This is a genomic window from Halobacteriovoraceae bacterium, assembly GCA_020635115.1.
In the GTDB taxonomy this organism is placed as follows: Bacteria; Bdellovibrionota; Bacteriovoracia; order Bacteriovoracales; family Bacteriovoracaceae; genus JACKAK01.
In genome coordinates this window covers 266,338-283,522 of record JACKAK010000002.1, presented here as the reverse complement: position 1 = coordinate 283,522, position 17,185 = coordinate 266,338, and the positions used below count along the sequence as shown (strand labels likewise).

The following is a 17,185-nucleotide window of genomic DNA, read 5'->3' as shown; positions in this document are numbered from 1 at the left end:
ATTTTGTAAAAAGGATAACGTGTGTATAAAAAAAATACGGCCAAAGAATGTTCAGATTTTTTTTGCCTTGAGTTTACTAGGATCAGAAAAATAAGCAATTTCCTTTTTGTTGAACTTTAATACACCTTCGAGAAATTGCTTGTTAAGTGTCTGTTTTATTGCTGAAACTGAACTTAGATCTCTATAGTAGTTTTTGACATCTTGAACTCCCCTGAGAGATATGATCTTAGAATCACTACTACTTAGAAGATAGGATAGAAGAATTTCTTTGTTTCTTATGCTGTTAATATCCATAAAAAAGAGATCCCTCATATTCAAAAGATCTCTATATGAATTTAGCTTGATTTCAATGTCTAAAACACCGTTTTCAACAAGTAATTCGATCACTTTTGACCTTAAAGGGACGCCATTTTCGTCAATGAATGAAAAATGATTATAGAGCCTTTTCATGAAACTGATCTTGCTACTTTTTTTGCCATTTGAAACCACCGTTTCATAGAATGGATTTGCACCTTGAATGACTAAGTTTTTTACATCTGATAGAAATTGGTCAATATTCTTTTCACTTTTTAACTTATCAAGTTCCCCATGTAGAAGTTTAGCTAACTCATACTCCGATTTTATTTCACTTGAAATCATATCGTTATTTGAAATGCTTATTTTTTCATGTTTTGTGAGTTCAATATTAAATGCAATTACAACAAAAGAAGTTAGCCCAATTGATGTAATAAATACGCCAAGAATTGCAAGTATTAGCTTCAAAGTCTTCATAAGTTCCATCCTTTGAAGACCATATATGCGATTTTTATGCCAATATTAGTTCAGATTGCATTCATTTTCAGGAATTGAGGGATGACAACAATTATAAGTAGTCATTAAACATAAAGGAACAGATGATTGATCAGGATTCAAAAGGACCTCATTTTTAAGTCCGTTTTCATCATAACCAAGCTCTCCTACATAACACCAGTATTTTTCAATTTCAAGTTCACTAATCTCTTGTGATGTGGCCTCTTCAAACCAAGTTGGAATTTTTTCATATTTAAGTTTCTGACAAAATCTCCCTCGCATATGCTTTAGATTTTCTTGTACAGAACTAATCCCTCCATATATCTCCATTGCATAGACTAAGAACTCAGTATTTGTAATACCTGATGTAGGGTCAATATCAAAACTATCAAAATAAGTGTGTAGTTCAAAGAGAGTATTTGAAACTGCTTGTCTGTGATTAACACCCGTTGCACATGTAGAGAGTTGGTATATTTTCTCGCAGGACTGAACCCACTCTTCAGGACTTAAGACAGAAGTAGTTGGATATACAGGTCCCAAATATTCAAGTGCCAAATAAAGTTCAAACTTTCCCTTTTCTGCGGATAAACATTTTTGAGTTGGTCTCCATTGCATTTTAGATACATCTTTATTTGGATTTAAATAATTTACTAAGTGGCAACTCCCATCACTATCAATACCAACTGACTCATATAGACAAAAATCACTATTATAAGTATCTCCTTTCTCATGATACACATAGGAATTATAGATCCCGCCTACACCATTTCTAGAAAGCCAGCTTTTGCATGTTTCACCTGTAAAACCAACTTCAAGCTCAACATTTCCTAATCTTAATAATGTTCCAGGGACTCTTGTATTCATTGCTCTTTTGAGAGAAATAGTTGTATTCTCATTGGCCCTCAGCACTGCTTCAATATCTGTTTGAGTCGATTTATTTGCTCCCTCAAAACGAGAATTAACAACACACGAAACGCTCAATAATATGAATAACAAATTTGTATAAATAAAACCTATGTTCATATCACTCCTCAATAGCATTTTACGGCATTTTGGAGCAAATTTTTATCTACTATTGTAATTTCAAGATATTACGATTTGAGAGTACTTCAAAATCTGACTATGTAAGTTGGCAGAAATGAACATTTCAGAATATGATAACAGTTTAGAAATTTTGAGACTTAATCTGTATTGGGTTGAGCTCCCAAATAATCAGTATGTGCAGTAATATACCTTTTCACAGCGATAACCACTATTTCATCTAGACTCATTCCCGTGTTTTCTGAAATTCTTTTTATCTTATCAACAACCTCTGCTTCAATGTTAACATTCAATTCTTTTAATTCACCTTTATTATGTACCTGCGATCTCATAAAAACCTCTTTATAAAACTTTAATAGCGCCTTTTTTTCTTAGATCTATGAAGGCCTTAGTCACTTCAAAATCGATTAATTCACTTTTCACATACACTTCATCAACTCTTTCTGTATCACTAAGCATACAAAGAACTTCAAATTCTTCAGGTGATACCCTTACTCCTTTTTTTAAAAACTGCGGATCAACAACAATTCGTAAATCTGAACTTGGTCTATATTTCTCATTAAACTCTACATTTTCCTTAAACTCTTGAATCAGTTTTTTTAATTGGACAGAAGTTAAACAAAAACTTTTCAAATCACTTGGCACGATTTCTGGTTCTATAATTAAATTAATATGGGCGCTAGATTCATGCATAAAATTAAAAATTCTAAAAAGAGCTTTCAGGCCTTTTTTTTGCTTGAAATCACATTGAACAATATTTCCATCAATGAGATAAACACTTGCAATATATTGATCACTGTCCTTATTGAGTAAGTTAATTTTTCCAGTAAAATTTATTGAAGATTGTTCATCAAGTAATTCAAAAATTTGCACTTATCTAACCTATTTCCTAAAAATTTTATCTAAAATTCCCTTCTTTGTAGGCCTTGAAATTTCTTTAGCAATTTCCATATAAGACTCCCAGATTTGAGTCCCTCTATTAGAATCATTATCCATATAAGGTTGCCCTTTGTCACAACTTTCTCTTAATTCTATCGAAATAGGTATCTTACCTAAAAACTCAACTTTTAACCCATCAGCAATTTCTTTAACTCCATTTTTACCAAATATATAATATTCCTCACCATGGGCACAGACAAATGAGCTCATATTCTCAACCATTCCAAGAACAGGAACATTGACTTTCTCAAACATTTTTAAACCTTTTACAGTATCAAGCAATGCAACTTCTTGAGGAGTAGATACAATTATCGAACCATCGACGTCAATGGACTGGACGAGTGATAATTGTACATCTCCAGTTCCAGGCGGAAGATCGATAATCATATAATCTAAAGAACCCCAATTTACTTCAAAGAAAAACTGATTGAGGACTCCACCAAGCATAGGCCCTCTCCATATAACAGCATCTTCTTCCTTAACAAAAAGTCCGAAACTTATAAACTTAATCCCATTTGTCTCAATTGGAATAATTTTTTTATTATCCGCGGCCTTAGGCTTTGCATTTCTTTGATTTAGTAAAATAGGTAAAGATGGCCCATAAATATCTGCATCCAACAGACCCACACTATGACCTTGGGCCTTTAAAGAAATTGCTAAATTGACTGCAAAAGTAGACTTTCCTACACCACCTTTGCATGAGGAGACAGCAATAACTTTTTTAACCCCTGGAATTTTTTTCTTTTCAGGCATAGGCCCATGGCCAATTTTTAAACTCGCTTCTTGTTGTGTTTTAGTTTTTTCCTCAGATACAGTTTTTACAAAAATTTGATCCTCAGTATATTCTTGAATTAAAGCTTCAATTATTTGATCTTCAATTTCTCTTTTAGCTCGAGTATCAATTCCTTCTCTATTATAAACAATATCTACACCTCTATTGCTAAGGGATACTTTTACTAGACGATTTTCCTCGGAAAATGTTTTCTTTGTGGTCGGATTTTGTAATGAGTTTATTATGTTTTCTATTTCAGATTGGTTCATACATTTACCTTAATTTTTAAATTGTTAGTCAGATATACATTAAAAAATGCAAAAAAACAGGTATCAATAATCATTTAGGGAAATCTTTTTACCTAGTTTGAATTGGTGAGATGTATTAAAATTAAATGGTTGAATAATTAATGGAGATTACAAGTGAGTAACAAAAATCAAAGAAAGATTTATTTTATTAATCCCAGATTTCAGCTGAGATTTAGTATATATGTTTGCATACTAGTAACTCTATGCACCAGTGCTTATGTAAATATAATCTTTAATTTACTTGGAGACATGTCAATGACACTAGGCAAAACAAAGGAATGGCATGCAGTAAAAGATAATGTGGTGTGGAGCTTAGGTTTATGGCAATTAGGAATGTTTGGATTGATATTTTGCTTATGCATTTATTTCAGTCATAAAATTGCAGGACCAATATATAAATTGGGAAAATTTTTAGTTAAGGTAAGAGAAGAAGGGGTTGTTACAAAATTGGCCTTTAGAAAAGCAGACTATTTTGAGGAACTAGCAGAAGAATATAATAAAACAATGGAATATATTTCAACAAAGCAACGAGAGGACTTTACTTATCTTTCAGAAGTGACAACTTATCTAAGTAATTTAGCAGTTGGACTCCCAGATGATAAAAAAATGGTTGTCCATGAAATCAGCAAGAATCTCACTGAAATTCAAGAGAGATACTTGAATTCATAATTAGTGCGTTTCAAAATGATATGGAGGTCATTTTGAAGAGTAAATACCTCTTTATATTTTCATTTTTGGTCAAAAGTCTTTTTGGACTTCCTGTAAAACATCAAAAAGGAAATGATGAATTAGGCTATATTTATAAATATACAAAACACGATTTAAAGACTTCAAAATATTATGATCAACTATATTATGAGTCAAAAAGAGGCAAGCCGTTAAAGTCTACGCTGAATGGACTTATAAGTTTTTCAAAAAAAACACCTTTATTTCAAGATGAAGTCCCCATTCAGAAAAAACTTTCAGAAATAATTTCTAAAAAAATAACAATTAACAATTTTATAGATAAATGTACTTTTGATAATAAAAATATCGAAAGGCCACATTTGACAAAGATAATTGAATATTTTACGAAAATTTGCGATAACGAATTCTTAGAAATACTTAAAAATGTATCGGATATAACTCAATTAAATGATCAACAATTTAAATATTTTGATACAATTATCTCTAAACTCAGCAATCCTCAAATTAAAACTCAAATAAAAAACTTGTTGAAGATAAAATTTAAAAATTCCAATTCTCACAGGAAATTAGGTGAACTTTTAAAAAACTACTACGAAAGAAATGATTTAATGCCAGATAAAGATATTTTGGAAGAGATGAGACTTGACGATAATTTTTTAGATTATGTTCAAGCATTTCATTCAATAGAAAATGCAGATAAAAGTTATTTCACTTCTGAGATAAGAAAGATGTATAATGATTTTAAAGTCAGTATATTAGATGAAGAAATCGAAAAGTCTCTCACCGTTCTCAAAAGTATAAAGAATTTTTATGAAAGCAATTCCAAATATATAAACAAATCACTCATACACACATATCTCATCCATGGTGCAAAACACTTATTACTCAATAACAAAGAAAAAGAAGGACGAACTTTTTTAAATTATCTGAAAGAAAAAGTAAAAACGAATGAAGTTAATGAAGTTCATTTTTATAGTTTATGGGGTCATTTAATTAATGACGAATATCAACAGGCATTAGCATATATTGAGACTGAAGATTTTTTTAAGAAGAAAGAAAATATTACTTTAAAACTATTGTTTTGGATTGCACATATTTATGAAAAAAATAATCAAGTCGAGAAATCTCTAGCAATCTATAAAGAGCTTATAGAAAAATCACCTATGAATTATTATTCAATTTTGGCCCTAAAGAAGCTTTCTCTACATAAAAGAATAGACATAAATCACTACGCTCAAAATAATATCATCGAAAATTATATTCCTCTCAAACTTAGTATAAATTCTTTGAAAGAACTTGAGATTCAAAAATCTCTAAAAAGAGTAAACTTATGGACAGAACAGAAAAATGATACTTTTACTGAAGAAGAAATTAAATATAATGTTAGTTTGGCGCAAAAATTTTCCGAGAATAAATATATTTCTCACATATTTTATATTGGGAAACTTTTATCTGATAAAAAAAGCTTTTTGAATAGTTTCAAACTAATCTATTCAAATCTTGAAAAGGGTTTACCTTTTGATGAGGAAATTGTTTCATATTTATTTCCAGACGATTATCTAAAAAAAATAAAGGAATATAATAAGTCTTTAGATCCTATTGTCATTCTTAGCTTAATCAGACAAGAATCGGCCTTTAACCCGGATGCGATTTCGCATGTAGGAGCAAGAGGTCTAATGCAACTTATGCCAGCAACGGCCAGAATGTTTCAAAAAAGAGTCAAGGACAATCACTTAAAAAACCCAAACATTAATCTCAAAATAGGAATTAAGTACCTTGAAAAATTAATTAGAAACTATAATGGCAATTTAATTTTTGCACTTGCTGCGTATAATGCAGGAGAAAACAGAATTAAAGAGTGGAAAAAGAGTTTACTCACACCAAAAGATCCATTACTTCAAATTGAGTCAATACCATTTGATGAAACAAGAAAATACGTAAAGCTCATTTACAGGAATATTTTCTACTATAAAATTTTATTCAAAGAAAAAATACGCCCTGAAAATATTGAAAACACTTTTAAAGTTACTTTTAAACGTTAAAACGAAAATGGATGATATCCCCGTCTTGAACTAAATATTCTTTACCTTCAATACGAAATTTACCATTTTCTTTTACTTTTTGTTCACTCTTAAACTCAAAAAGATCATTACAATGATAAACTTCAGCTTTAATAAAGCCTCTTTCAAAATCAGAGTGGATGACACCTGCAGCTTGCGGCGCCTTATCTCCTTCCTTAAATGTCCAGGCCCGTACTTCTTTTTCCCCCGCTGTAAAATAAGTTCTTAGACCTAATAATTTATAAGCAGCGCTAACGAGATGGTCTAGACCTGAAATACTAATACCCGCAGCTTCCATAAATTCTTCTTTCTCTTCATCTGTTTCCAAAGAAGCAATTTCGGCCTCTAACTTTCCGCATATCTTTACAACTTGAGAACCTTCATTCTCAGCAAACTCTCTCACAGATTTTACATATTCATTATCTTCATTAATAGTTTCTTCATCTATATTACAAGCGTATAAAATTGGTTTTAAAGTTATTAAATGCAAATCTCTTAATAAAAGAGCATCTTCTTTTTCGAGAACTAAAGACCTTGCTGGTTTTCCATCTTCTAGATGTTTCTTTAAATTATCTAAGAGAGGTTCAAGTATTTTTGCATTTTTTGAAATTTCTTTATTCTGATTTTTTATTAATTTGGGTAGATTAGATATTTTTTTTTCAACAGTTTCAAGATCTGCTAAGGCCAATTCTAAATTAATCGTTTCTATATCTGAAACAGGATCTACTTCACCATGGACATGTACAACATCACCGTCATCAAAACATCTTACAACCTGAATTATTGCATTTACTTGACGAATATGGCCCAAAAACTGATTTCCAAGCCCTTCACCTTTTGAAGCACCTTTAACAAGTCCAGCAATGTCTACGATTTCGACAGTAGTTGGGATTATTTTATTGGGAGTAATATATTGAGATATTTTACTAAGTCGGTCATCATTTATATTTACTATACCCACATTTGGCTCAATCGTACAAAAAGGATAATTTGCAGCTTCAGCTGGAGCAGAAGTTAGGGCCTGAAATATCGTCGATTTCCCTACATTTGGCAAACCTACAATTCCACAGTTTAATGACATAACAACCTCTCTAAATTAAATTTTTTTTATTATACTGATTTGCACTTTTATCAATACCACTCTTCAAATAAAACTCAATGGCCTCAATAGATTTGACTAAATATGGGCCTAAAGCAATTTCTTCTTCTTTATCAAATGAAGACAATACATAATTGCTTACTGAACCTTTGGCGGGTCGACCAACCCCCATTCTAAGGCGGTTAAAAGAATTAGTGCCAAGGGAAGAAGCAATCGATTTTAGTCCATTGTGCCCTGCGAGACCACCACCCTTTTTAAAAGAAATACAACCATAAGGCAAATCTATTTCATCATGGATGACAAGGATATCTTGAATCTCAATCTTGAAGAAGTTCTTTACTGGAGCAACACTCTCCCCGCTAAGATTCATATAGGTCTGTGGTTTTAAAAAATAGACTTTATTTCCAAAGTAATCTTTTTGATCATACTCCCCTTTAAATTTATTCTTCCAATTCAAGGAATCTTTCCACTGATCTAAGCATAACCATCCAATATTGTGGCGAGTGAATTCGTATTCTTTTCCAGGATTTCCTAGGGCAACGATTAGATTTGCTGACATAATTTATATGAACAAAGAACTCACAGAATCATTATTAAATGTTCTATGAATTGCTTTAGATAGGATATCGGCAATGCTAAGTACTTTAATTTTTTTACAAGCATGGGCCTCTTTTGATAGTCGGATTGTGTCTGTGACAATAACTTCGGTCAATTCTTCACAACCAGAGATTCTCTCAATGGCCGGATCGGAAAAAATGGGGTGAGTTGCACAAGCAAACACTTTTGTAGCACCATTATCTCTAAGGGCCTTGCATGCTTCAACTAATGTACCTGCAGTATCAATCATGTCATCAAATATAATACATTCTTTGCCTGAAACATCTCCAACAATATTCATTGCTTTTGCAATATTTCTGCCGGTACGTCTTTTATCTATCATTGCTAAATCACATTTAAGTTTTTTAGCAAAATAACGAACCCTCTCAACCCCTCCAGAATCAGGCGAAATACAAATTGTATTTTCAGCATATATATTATCCTGGACATATTTTAGAACAACAGGAGAAGCATATATGTTATCAAATGGAATATTGAAAAACCCTTGGATCTGTCCAGCGTGTAAATCCATTGTAATAACTCTAGTGGCCCCTGCAGAAGTTAATAAATCAGCAACAAGCTTCGCAGAAATTGGTGTTCTTGGACTAACTTTTCTATCTTGCCTAGAATATCCATAATGAGGAATAACTGCAGTAATCGAGCTCGCAGAAGCTCTTTTAAGAGCATCCATCGTAATGAGAAGTTCCATCAAATTATCATTCGCAGGTGTACAAGTTGATTGAATGACAAAGACATCGGCGCCTCGTACATTTTTTTCGATCTCACAAAATATTTCTCCGTTTGCAAATCGAACGATCTGTGGATCTACTAGAGGAACATCCAAATATTCAGAGATTTTTTGGGACAGTTTTGGATTTGATGTTCCAGAAACAAGGACAAGTCTTTTCATTAGGCAGGCCTTAGCAAAAGATGGCTGGGGTAGTAGGACTCGAACCTACGCATGACAGAATCAAAATCTGTTGACTTACCACTTGTCGATACCCCAGCAAAATTCGTGAAGGCAATATACAAATTCTAATCAAATTTAGCAAGAAATAAGATGCAAGAGATTTGTATAGTTTAATTGTTTAATAATTCACACCCAAATTCATTAAATCTCTTTGCACGAGTTCGCATAAATGTCTGAAATATTTTAAATGAAGTAGAACTACCTGAGAGACCAAGTGAAGAACCGTCTCGGCCGGTTTCGACACCTAGCCATATAACACCAATCATTCTTCCCTCAAAAAAGACAAACCAGTTATCATATGACCCATTTGAAGTACCTGTCTTTCCGAAAAAGGACATTTCTCTGAGATAGTGATCTACGGATTTCTTAATCGTTGTTTTTAGAGGATCGTTTAATATGTTCAAAAACTCACCATCGTTATCTTCACAGGCCTGTTTAATAAATACAGAGTAAATTTCAAGTAATCTTTTTGGAGTGAGTTCAATAGTACCTAAAAGTTGGGCAGGAAACTCTTTTAATGGAAGTTCTAATTCTGGAATTAACTTCTTTAACTCACTTTCAACTTTTTCAATCCCATGTTCGAATACCTTTCGCACTAAAGGCCCATTTAAAGACATTCTTAATGCTTCTTTCAAACTTATTTCTTCCGGCAAAACAGCATATGGTTCTTTCGGAATCCATTTTCCTGATAGGAGATCGAGCTCAAAAGGAGCAGTTGAAACAATTTCATCTAATGAAACGCCATTTTTTTTTAAAACGAAAAAAATAATTGGTTTGAGAACGCTACCAACTTGATGTACTTCTTCGTAAATGGCCTTATACTCAGGTCTTTCATATTTACTATAATATTCAAAATACCTATTTCTATCCTTGAGATCTAAAATGATAGACTTTACTGCGAAATCTTTTTTTAGTTTTTGAATCTTCTGAGATTTAAGTATTTTCGAAACAGAGTATTGAAAAACAAAATTCTCAAAATGATTAAAAAAAGTGCTTCCCATTTTTGTAACTCGCCAAATATCGTAAAGTTCATGATTTTCACTTTTTATTTGCAACTTTTTTTGCCACTTTGCCCAATCAATTTCACTCCATTCTTTTAGTTCACTTTCCACTGCAATTCCCGCTTGTAAAATGCGCCCTTTAACAGTATTGACCCTATCTCGCAATCTTGAAAAATCCTTCAACGGTGAATAAAAATGAGGTCCCCTTAACATCGAAATCAGTATTATCGACTCATAAAAGTCTACTTCTTCAATTTTTTTATCAAAGTAAAAGAGTGATGCAGCGTAAATACCTTTTATACGTATTCCTTGAATTGCCCCCCAATAGACTTCGTTCAAATAAATTTCTAAAATTTCTTGTTTTGAAAATTTAAGTTCAATAAAAATGGATAAAATCATTTCTTTTAGTTTTCTCTCAATTGATTTTTCATTTGAAAGCAATACATTCTTAACTAACTGTTGTGTTAAGGTCGACCCTCCTTGAACAAAACTCATGGCCTTTAAATCAGCAACAATGGCCCTCAAGATTGCCTTAGGATCAACACCTTGGTGTTGAATAAACCGGGTATCCTCTACCCCAATTAAGCTTTTCCAGATACTTGATGGTACTTTTGAAAAAGAAGTCCTGTGTTGATAGCAATAAATTTCCAGACAATCGTTTTTCAAAAGAAGTGGAATTGAAAAATCTTTTGTAAATTCTACAAGATCTTCCTCTAACTCAATCGTTTCAACGACTTCATTTTGCACTTCAGCGAAAAGTTGATATGTTCTAAGTTGATCCTTTTGTGCCAAAGATCCTTTTTCCCAGATATTCATAACATCAGTGGTCAATTGAAGTGTTTGATTGGACAAATCACCTGCATTTAATACTAGAGGCGTTCTTAAAATGACACTTGTCACATAAACGCTCAGTATTATCGCTCCAACAAGAACATAAATTGCGCACCATTTTATAAACATCTTCGTTTTCACTTCATTTTAACCGACGTCCAAGTGGACAGTTTGATGACCATTCAATATATTATACCAACTCATTTTATCAGTAGCTTGGTCAACTTGCGAGAATCTTTTAAGGAGCGAATGTGAATTTAACCAAAGCAAAAATTGTAATTCTTATTTTAGCAACTTTGCCTATGACAACTTATGCAGGAAAAAATCTTCCAATGTCCTGGAATGGGGTGATTGGCTTTGACACCACAATGATAGACAATTATGCCCGTGTTAAAGAAAACACAGATGTAAATGAAGACGATCCTGGAAGACTTGTACCAAATCAAGCAAGTGGGAAACGTCATAGGGCCTCTTATCAATCATATATTTTTCGGCTTAATCCTGTATTAATAATTAATGATTCGGTTACATTTAAGGCCGAAATTTCAAATGGATACGGTCGTGGTGGATTTCTTGGAGACCATTTAACTAGCAAAAAGTCTACAACTGCAAGTGCGACTGCACCTGAGAATGGGCCATTTGGAAACACTCTCTATCACTTTACTACATCTGACTCTACAAACACTTTATCACTTAACCAGTTTCATTTAGAGTTATACTCAAATCTAGCGACGTATACAATCGGACGTCATTCAAGCCATTGGGCACTTGGTGCAATGATGAACAATGGAGAAAAAGCTTGGGACCGATTGTACAATGTTAGAGATGGTCTTTCTATGAAATTAAAATTTGGTAATTTTAATATTGAACCCTTCTACGGTAAAATTGCGAGAGGTGATTCAATAACCCGTTCAACGAATGTTGAAGATTATGGTTTCTCATTTCTCTATGATAACTTAGAAAGTGATTTTGCGATTGGACTACTAATGCAAAAAAGGTCGGCCAATACAACTGCAACATTCATTTCTGCTGATACAAATAATGACGGAACACCTGAATATTCTTTAAAGTCAGATACTCAACTCTTAGACGTTTATTTTAGAAAGAGTTTTGGTCGTTTCAATTTTGCAGTTGAAATTCCATTAATCGATGGAAATATTGGTTCCATCTTTGACCGGTATGATGCAAAAGGATTTATTTTTGAGACTAATTATGAATTCAATGAGAGCTTTGAACTAGGTGCCAATTTTGGACACGTCTCAGGTTTTGCAGGTACAAATAACAAATTTGAAGCTCTTTACCTAAACCCAAACTACAAAATTGCTCACTTAATGTTTAATTTCAATTTTAATGCTGTAGCAAATAGTAATTTAAGCCTCTTTGATGGCTCTGTCCATAACGCAAAATACGCCCTTATAAGAACTAAATATGAAACAGAACACTGGACCCTTAATGCTTCTGTGATCTATGCTAAAGCAAATGAAACAGCGAAGTCCGGAAGAAGCTCTTATAACCATGAACGAAATAAGGTATTTACTGCAGTCGCTGACCAAAGTGATGATTTAGGGTTAGAAATAGACTTTGATGCTGACTATCACTGGAATAGTGATGTTAAGATTGGCGTTCTAGCTGGATATCATTTTGTTGGAGATTATTATACATTTATAAATCATGCCACTACGACTTTGAAAGCTGAAAACAGCTTCATCTTACAGGCCAGAACATCTGTCTCTTTCTAAAATCCTAAGGAATAAGGATTTTGTTGTTGGAAGCTAAATTGTTGTTGCTGAAAACTATAGGGTTGTGACCCATAAGTATATGAATATCTTCTTGGGTCATACATGCTGCTGCTATAATTTGAATTCATTGCTGGCAGTCTAAACTGATTGTTAAAATTATACATATTGTTGTTTGTCATCTGCAGGCCAAGGAGCGGATCATATCCATTTTGATTTGAAGAAAAATTCCATAGTCCATCTAGATTTCTTTGCCATTGCAATTGTCTATTTTGAAGATAAGAATTTCTCCCTTGCCCTAGTTGATTCATAAATGAGCCTTGCTGTGAAAGCTGATTCGAACCCTGAACATTAAACTGCTGCATCATCATCTGAGCATTATTGAATTGTTGTTGAGCTGACATACAAGAGTTTGTCATGCCTCTACTACAGGCCTGCTGAAGTTTTTGATAGGCCGGTGTTAGTGTGTTTTGTTGATAAAGCTGATTCATGGTCTGATATTGCCATTGTAGATTTTTAAACTTTTCCCTTTCTGATAAATAATCTAAAGAATCTGTATTATAACTGTCATAAATTTTTCTATCTCGAAGTGTTTGATCTGCATATTTTTTAACATCTCTATCAATTTTTCTTCTTGTCGTAGCAAAACTCCTTGATCTATTTTTTGCTTTATCTGTAAATTCTTTTACTTCTCTAGCATTAAGATAAACTTTCCCAAGATCATTAGATTGCGAATTAAGACCAGCTACTCGTGCTACTTTCTTAATGAAATCAGTTTTAAATAACTGCCCACTATTAAATGCCTCCATTCTCTTACCAATACTAGTCAATAAATCATTTTCATTAATTGGTTTTTCTTTTCTTTTTTTCGGATCTTTATCTGAAATTGTCTCAACCACATTTTTAGCATCTTCCATATATTCTTCATTGATAAAATCAACCAAATGACGAAGCTTTTCTTGATAGACACTTTTTATCTGGGCCTGTATCTCTTCAACATCTGTAAAAGCATCTGCTTTATCTTCTTCTTTTATCCCAGAAGACTCTGCAATTTTTCTTTTTTCGGCCAGCTCTTTAAGTAAATCAGCTAATTCTGCTTTATGTTTATTAAGTTCACTTTCAATATCAGATTTCTCAAAATAGGCCTCCATCAATTTAACCCTATATTGTTTGGCCTGTGCTAAAAATTCCATCAACTCTTTTTTATTACCAGAATCCTTGAAATATTCAATCCCTCGAGTCTCATCAATAATTTTATCAAACTCATCGATAAGCTTTTTGAAATCTTTAAATTCCATTTTTTCTTCTTTCGCCTTATTCACAAGTTCTTCAAATCTATTATTTGCAGTATTTGTAAATATTTTAACCAGTTCATCCATTGTTAAATTCAATAAATCTGCTTTGTAAGGTTCTAAAATCTTAACCACATCTAATGGATCTCGACTAGCACATTGCAAGCGTAAAGAATGCAAAGATGCATCTTGAGCACTGTGAATTAGATTGTTAGATGTACCATAAAAAAATCGACAAGCATTATTTGGATCTACAAATTTATTTTTTAATCCACGTATTTCATCTGAAATATAACCTTCCATAAAATATTGTAAAGAACGCGACTTGTCATAATCTGGCATTTTAAAAACTAAATGTGATTTCTTATATAATTTTTTTACAATAGGACTAAGCTTTCCTAAGATTGCTTGATTGTTCTGATCAGAAAGTATGGTTTGAGCAGATGCCATATCTGGAACTGACTTCAATTCACTTAATAAGTTGAGAAATCTACTACCTTCCGCAGGATCATTAAAATTCTTAGCAATATTTTTTTCAACACATCTCATGAAACTATTAGAATCTGTTACCTGATCTTTAGTATTTGTCATTACCGATGTAACTAGAACCTGATTTCCATTAATTTCCTTTTTCTCGAGTCTCGTACTCACATTGCCCTTAAAGCATAGGCCATAAAATCCACTGATTTTCATAACCATATTACCGTTCTGAGTATCACCTTCAATATAAAATTTATTATTTCTATCAGCAGCTTTAACGTTCATTTTAGAAAGTAACTTTTCAATATTTACATAACCTTCTGGACGAGTTGAAGTAAGGGAACAATCCACACCTCTATCGTACTCTTCCGATAAATCTGCAGTAGTAGATGTCTGTATCGGGATAATATCTGTTATATCAAATTCTTCAATCTGTGCAGAAGGTTGTTGCGCGGCCATACTTACCAGAAGTTGTAATACCTCTTGATCACTAACTGCAAAGGCCTTAAAAGAAAACATCATCCAAAAGATAAGTGCACTTGTTTTGATAAATATTTTATATGCTTTAAGCATAAGTTCTCCGAGACTCATTAAACTCGAAGACTTAACGGAAATATTGCTCTAAAACTTTACAAAATCATTAAATTATCAGTGAATAAAAGGTTAAATCATTGATTTTAATAAAAAAGATCTGTTTTTTTCTCTACAAATTTACTCAATTTTTCTTTCTTATTTTTTTCTACAGTTTCCTTATACTCAATGTATCTTTCGCTAATCGATTTCGCATTATTAATAAAAGCTGAATAATCAATTAGGTTAGCCTTAACTTCTAATCCACTACGATTAACCTGAATATACTGTGGTAGGGTCTGAACTCCATTTAGTGAAATATACTGATTAACCTTAATCTCATAAGGAATTTCATCCTTAGTTAATACTAACTCCCTTAATCTGTGTGTGTCATTTTCAAATAATGCTTTAAAATTAGGGTATTCCATTTTTATTTGAAAATGCCCTCTACTCGTTCTTTCTAAAGAGATATTTTTAGAATCCAAAAACATAGATTTTTTTAGTAGTTCTTTAACTCTTTCTTTATCTTCGACTTCTGCAGGACGCATGGGTGAAGGTAAACTTTCTTTAAGGTCTTTATCATCCTTAACTGCAAATAAATACTGCTTGTATTTGTCATATAAAACCTTTTTTTCAACATTAATTAATTCTAAATTTGTCTTATAATCAGGGACATATTTTTTCATTATATGGTTCATTGCAACTGAAGAATTTAAACTATAACTAACAATTAATCCATAAAGTAGCTCTCTTAAAGGATCCTTATCTGCTAATATTTTTTGTTCCAGGTTATTAAAATAATTTACCTTATAAACACTACTATTATCAAAACTAGCATCAGTATAAAAAATTTGAATTAAATCAATTCTTCCCTCTTGATGAGAAGAAAAAATAAATTTTACAAAATTTTTAACCCTCAAATCTTTTTCATCATTAACCACTGCTGCCTGAACATTAGAATTTAAATCTCCAACCTTTTGAGCATCCTGTCCTCTTATTTCATCAAAAGACATTCTTATAGCGACCATATTTCCATTTATAACTGCACTTCCTGGATTTCGAAATAAACCTTCAGGAGTCGTCATCCCAAAAGCCGATAAATATATAAAAAATAAAATAATAAATGATTTCATAAATTTTTGGCCTTTTGCTTAATTATAGATTTCATATATTCACAAGTATCTTGTCTTCTTAATGCAAATTCAATAGTTGCATTAAGGTACCCTTCAATACTTCCTGTATCAAACCGGTCTCCATCATAGAGATGTGCATAAACATCATCCTTTTGACAAAGCAAGTTAATTGCATCAGTCAATTGATACTCTCCACCCGCTCCACGTGGAATTTCATTTAGACAATCAAAGATCTCAGGCGTTAGAACATATCTTCCTGGTGTGGCCAAATGACTAGGAGCATTTTCTGGTTTGGGTTTTTCTACCATTTTATTCATTTTTAATGTTTTTTTATCAGAATCTAAAAAATGGCCATCAACAATTCCATATTTTGAAGTCTCTTCCCTATTAACTTCCATAACCCCTATAACAGATTTTAACTTTTGTTTTTTTGAAACATCAATCAACTGAGAAATGGCCGGTTTTTCAGAAAGAATGAGGTCATCTCCAAGTATAACTCCAAAGGTTTCATTCCCAATTAACGGAGCTGCACAATTAATTGCATGTCCAAGACCTAGCTGCTGCTTTTGCCTAACAGATAGAACCTCAATTTTACTTCCAATTCTCTCAATATTACTGGCAATTTCATTTTTTCCGTTATCTCTTAAAAACTGCTCTAATGCCGTATTTCGATCAAAAAAATCTTCAATCATATTCTTGCCATAACTCGTAACAAAAATAATTTGCTCAACTCCTGAATTTACGGCCTCATCAACAACATAATTAATCATTGGAATATTGATAATCGGTATCATTTCCTTAGGTATCTGTTTCGTTGCAGGCAAAAACCGAGTCCCTCTGCCAGCTACAGGAATAACTATTTTTTTTACAGACATTTAAC

Annotated in this window: 15 protein-coding genes and 1 tRNA gene; 3 read left to right on the top strand and 13 right to left on the bottom strand. The window is 32.5% G+C overall.

Annotated elements, in window-relative coordinates:
* Window positions 1-51: 51 nt before the first annotated feature.
* The 5 genes from H6622_03610 to H6622_03590 form a co-directional block, all read right to left on the bottom strand.
* Window positions 52-771, bottom strand: a complete 720-nt coding sequence (locus H6622_03610) for a hypothetical protein (GenBank protein MCB9060591.1) — start codon at window positions 769-771, stop codon at window positions 52-54.
* A 45-nt stretch (window positions 772-816) separates the two neighbouring features.
* Window positions 817-1,812 carry a hypothetical protein gene (locus H6622_03605; protein ID MCB9060590.1) on the bottom strand — a complete coding sequence of 332 codons (996 nt, stop codon included), beginning with the start codon at window positions 1,810-1,812 and terminating at the stop codon, window positions 817-819.
* A 158-nt stretch (window positions 1,813-1,970) separates the two neighbouring features.
* Window positions 1,971-2,162 carry a hypothetical protein gene (locus H6622_03600; GenBank protein MCB9060589.1) on the bottom strand — a complete coding sequence of 64 codons (192 nt, stop codon included), beginning with the start codon at window positions 2,160-2,162 and terminating at the stop codon, window positions 1,971-1,973.
* Window positions 2,163-2,172: 10 nt separating this feature from the next.
* A complete protein-coding gene (locus H6622_03595; GenBank protein ID MCB9060588.1) occupies window positions 2,173-2,703 on the bottom strand; it encodes a hypothetical protein in 531 nt (176 codons plus the stop codon).
* Between the two features lie 9 nt (window positions 2,704-2,712).
* Window positions 2,713-3,810 (bottom strand): P-loop NTPase, encoded by a 1,098-nt coding sequence (locus H6622_03590; protein MCB9060587.1) that lies wholly within the window; start codon window positions 3,808-3,810, stop codon window positions 2,713-2,715.
* A gap of 294 nt (window positions 3,811-4,104) precedes the next feature.
* On the opposite strand from H6622_03590, the gene H6622_03585 reads away from it, so the two are divergent.
* Together H6622_03585 and H6622_03580 are read left to right on the top strand one after the other, a co-directional pair.
* Window positions 4,105-4,518 carry a hypothetical protein gene (locus tag H6622_03585; GenBank protein ID MCB9060586.1) on the top strand — a complete coding sequence of 138 codons (414 nt, stop codon included), beginning with the start codon at window positions 4,105-4,107 and terminating at the stop codon, window positions 4,516-4,518.
* A gap of 32 nt (window positions 4,519-4,550) precedes the next feature.
* Window positions 4,551-6,578: a lytic transglycosylase domain-containing protein gene (locus H6622_03580; GenBank protein MCB9060585.1), complete on the top strand. Its 2,028-nt coding sequence runs from the start codon at window positions 4,551-4,553 to the stop codon at window positions 6,576-6,578.
* Here the strand turns inward: H6622_03580 and ychF are convergent.
* The 5 genes from ychF to H6622_03555 form a co-directional block, all read right to left on the bottom strand.
* The gene (gene ychF, locus H6622_03575) at window positions 6,568-7,677 is read right to left on the bottom strand and encodes a redox-regulated ATPase YchF (GenBank protein ID MCB9060584.1); all 1,110 of its coding nucleotides are present in this window, start codon (window positions 7,675-7,677) and stop codon (window positions 6,568-6,570) included. The two genes, H6622_03580 and ychF, sit on opposite strands and share 11 nt — an antisense overlap.
* Window positions 7,678-7,687: 10 nt before the next feature.
* Complete coding sequence (locus tag H6622_03570) at window positions 7,688-8,254, bottom strand: aminoacyl-tRNA hydrolase (protein ID MCB9060583.1); 567 nt, start codon at window positions 8,252-8,254, stop codon at window positions 7,688-7,690.
* A gap of 3 nt (window positions 8,255-8,257) precedes the next feature.
* Complete coding sequence (locus H6622_03565; protein ID MCB9060582.1) at window positions 8,258-9,202, bottom strand: ribose-phosphate pyrophosphokinase; 945 nt, start codon at window positions 9,200-9,202, stop codon at window positions 8,258-8,260.
* A 21-nt stretch (window positions 9,203-9,223) separates the two neighbouring features.
* A tRNA-Gln gene (locus H6622_03560) sits at window positions 9,224-9,298 on the bottom strand.
* 74 nt (window positions 9,299-9,372) lie between these two features.
* On the bottom strand, window positions 9,373-11,235 hold the full coding sequence (locus H6622_03555; protein MCB9060581.1) for a penicillin-binding protein: 1,863 nt from the start codon (window positions 11,233-11,235) through the stop codon (window positions 9,373-9,375).
* Window positions 11,236-11,345: 110 nt separating this feature from the next.
* On the opposite strand from H6622_03555, the gene H6622_03550 reads away from it, so the two are divergent.
* On the top strand, window positions 11,346-12,833 hold the full coding sequence (locus H6622_03550) for a hypothetical protein (protein MCB9060580.1): 1,488 nt from the start codon (window positions 11,346-11,348) through the stop codon (window positions 12,831-12,833).
* Here the strand turns inward: H6622_03550 and H6622_03545 are convergent.
* The 3 genes from H6622_03545 to galU all read right to left on the bottom strand — a co-directional run bounded on the left by H6622_03545 (window position 12,830) and on the right by galU (window position 17,180).
* On the bottom strand, window positions 12,830-15,175 hold the full coding sequence (locus H6622_03545) for a hypothetical protein (GenBank protein ID MCB9060579.1): 2,346 nt from the start codon (window positions 15,173-15,175) through the stop codon (window positions 12,830-12,832). The genes H6622_03550 and H6622_03545 overlap by 4 nt on opposite strands.
* Before the next feature lie 104 nt (window positions 15,176-15,279).
* Window positions 15,280-16,305, bottom strand: coding sequence for a hypothetical protein (locus H6622_03540; protein ID MCB9060578.1), 1,026 nt, complete (start codon window positions 16,303-16,305; stop codon window positions 15,280-15,282).
* Window positions 16,302-17,180 carry a UTP--glucose-1-phosphate uridylyltransferase GalU gene (gene galU, locus H6622_03535; protein ID MCB9060577.1) on the bottom strand — a complete coding sequence of 293 codons (879 nt, stop codon included), beginning with the start codon at window positions 17,178-17,180 and terminating at the stop codon, window positions 16,302-16,304. Before galU ends, H6622_03540 begins: the two co-directional genes overlap by 4 nt.
* Between the last annotated feature and the right edge of the window lie 5 nt (window positions 17,181-17,185).

What these genes read in the sequence shown, in the direction of transcription:
- H6622_03610 (MCB9060591.1), bottom strand. Translation starts at nt 771, where the DNA reads ATGAAGACTTTGAAGCTAATACTTGCAATTCTTGGCGTATTTATTACA.
- H6622_03605 (MCB9060590.1), bottom strand. Translation starts at nt 1,812, where the DNA reads ATGAACATAGGTTTTATTTATACAAATTTGTTATTCATATTATTGAGC.
- H6622_03600 (MCB9060589.1), bottom strand. Translation starts at nt 2,162, where the DNA reads ATGAGATCGCAGGTACATAATAAAGGTGAATTAAAAGAATTGAATGTT.
- H6622_03590 (MCB9060587.1), bottom strand. Translation starts at nt 3,810, where the DNA reads ATGAACCAATCTGAAATAGAAAACATAATAAACTCATTACAAAATCCG.
- H6622_03585 (MCB9060586.1), top strand. Translation starts at nt 4,105, where the DNA reads ATGACACTAGGCAAAACAAAGGAATGGCATGCAGTAAAAGATAATGTG.
- ychF (MCB9060584.1), bottom strand. Translation starts at nt 7,677, where the DNA reads ATGTCATTAAACTGTGGAATTGTAGGTTTGCCAAATGTAGGGAAATCG.
- H6622_03570 (MCB9060583.1), bottom strand. Translation starts at nt 8,254, where the DNA reads ATGTCAGCAAATCTAATCGTTGCCCTAGGAAATCCTGGAAAAGAATAC.
- H6622_03565 (MCB9060582.1), bottom strand. Translation starts at nt 9,202, where the DNA reads ATGAAAAGACTTGTCCTTGTTTCTGGAACATCAAATCCAAAACTGTCC.
- H6622_03545 (MCB9060579.1), bottom strand. Translation starts at nt 15,175, where the DNA reads ATGCTTAAAGCATATAAAATATTTATCAAAACAAGTGCACTTATCTTT.
- H6622_03540 (MCB9060578.1), bottom strand. Translation starts at nt 16,305, where the DNA reads ATGAAATCATTTATTATTTTATTTTTTATATATTTATCGGCTTTTGGG.
- galU (MCB9060577.1), bottom strand. Translation starts at nt 17,180, where the DNA reads ATGTCTGTAAAAAAAATAGTTATTCCTGTAGCTGGCAGAGGGACTCGG.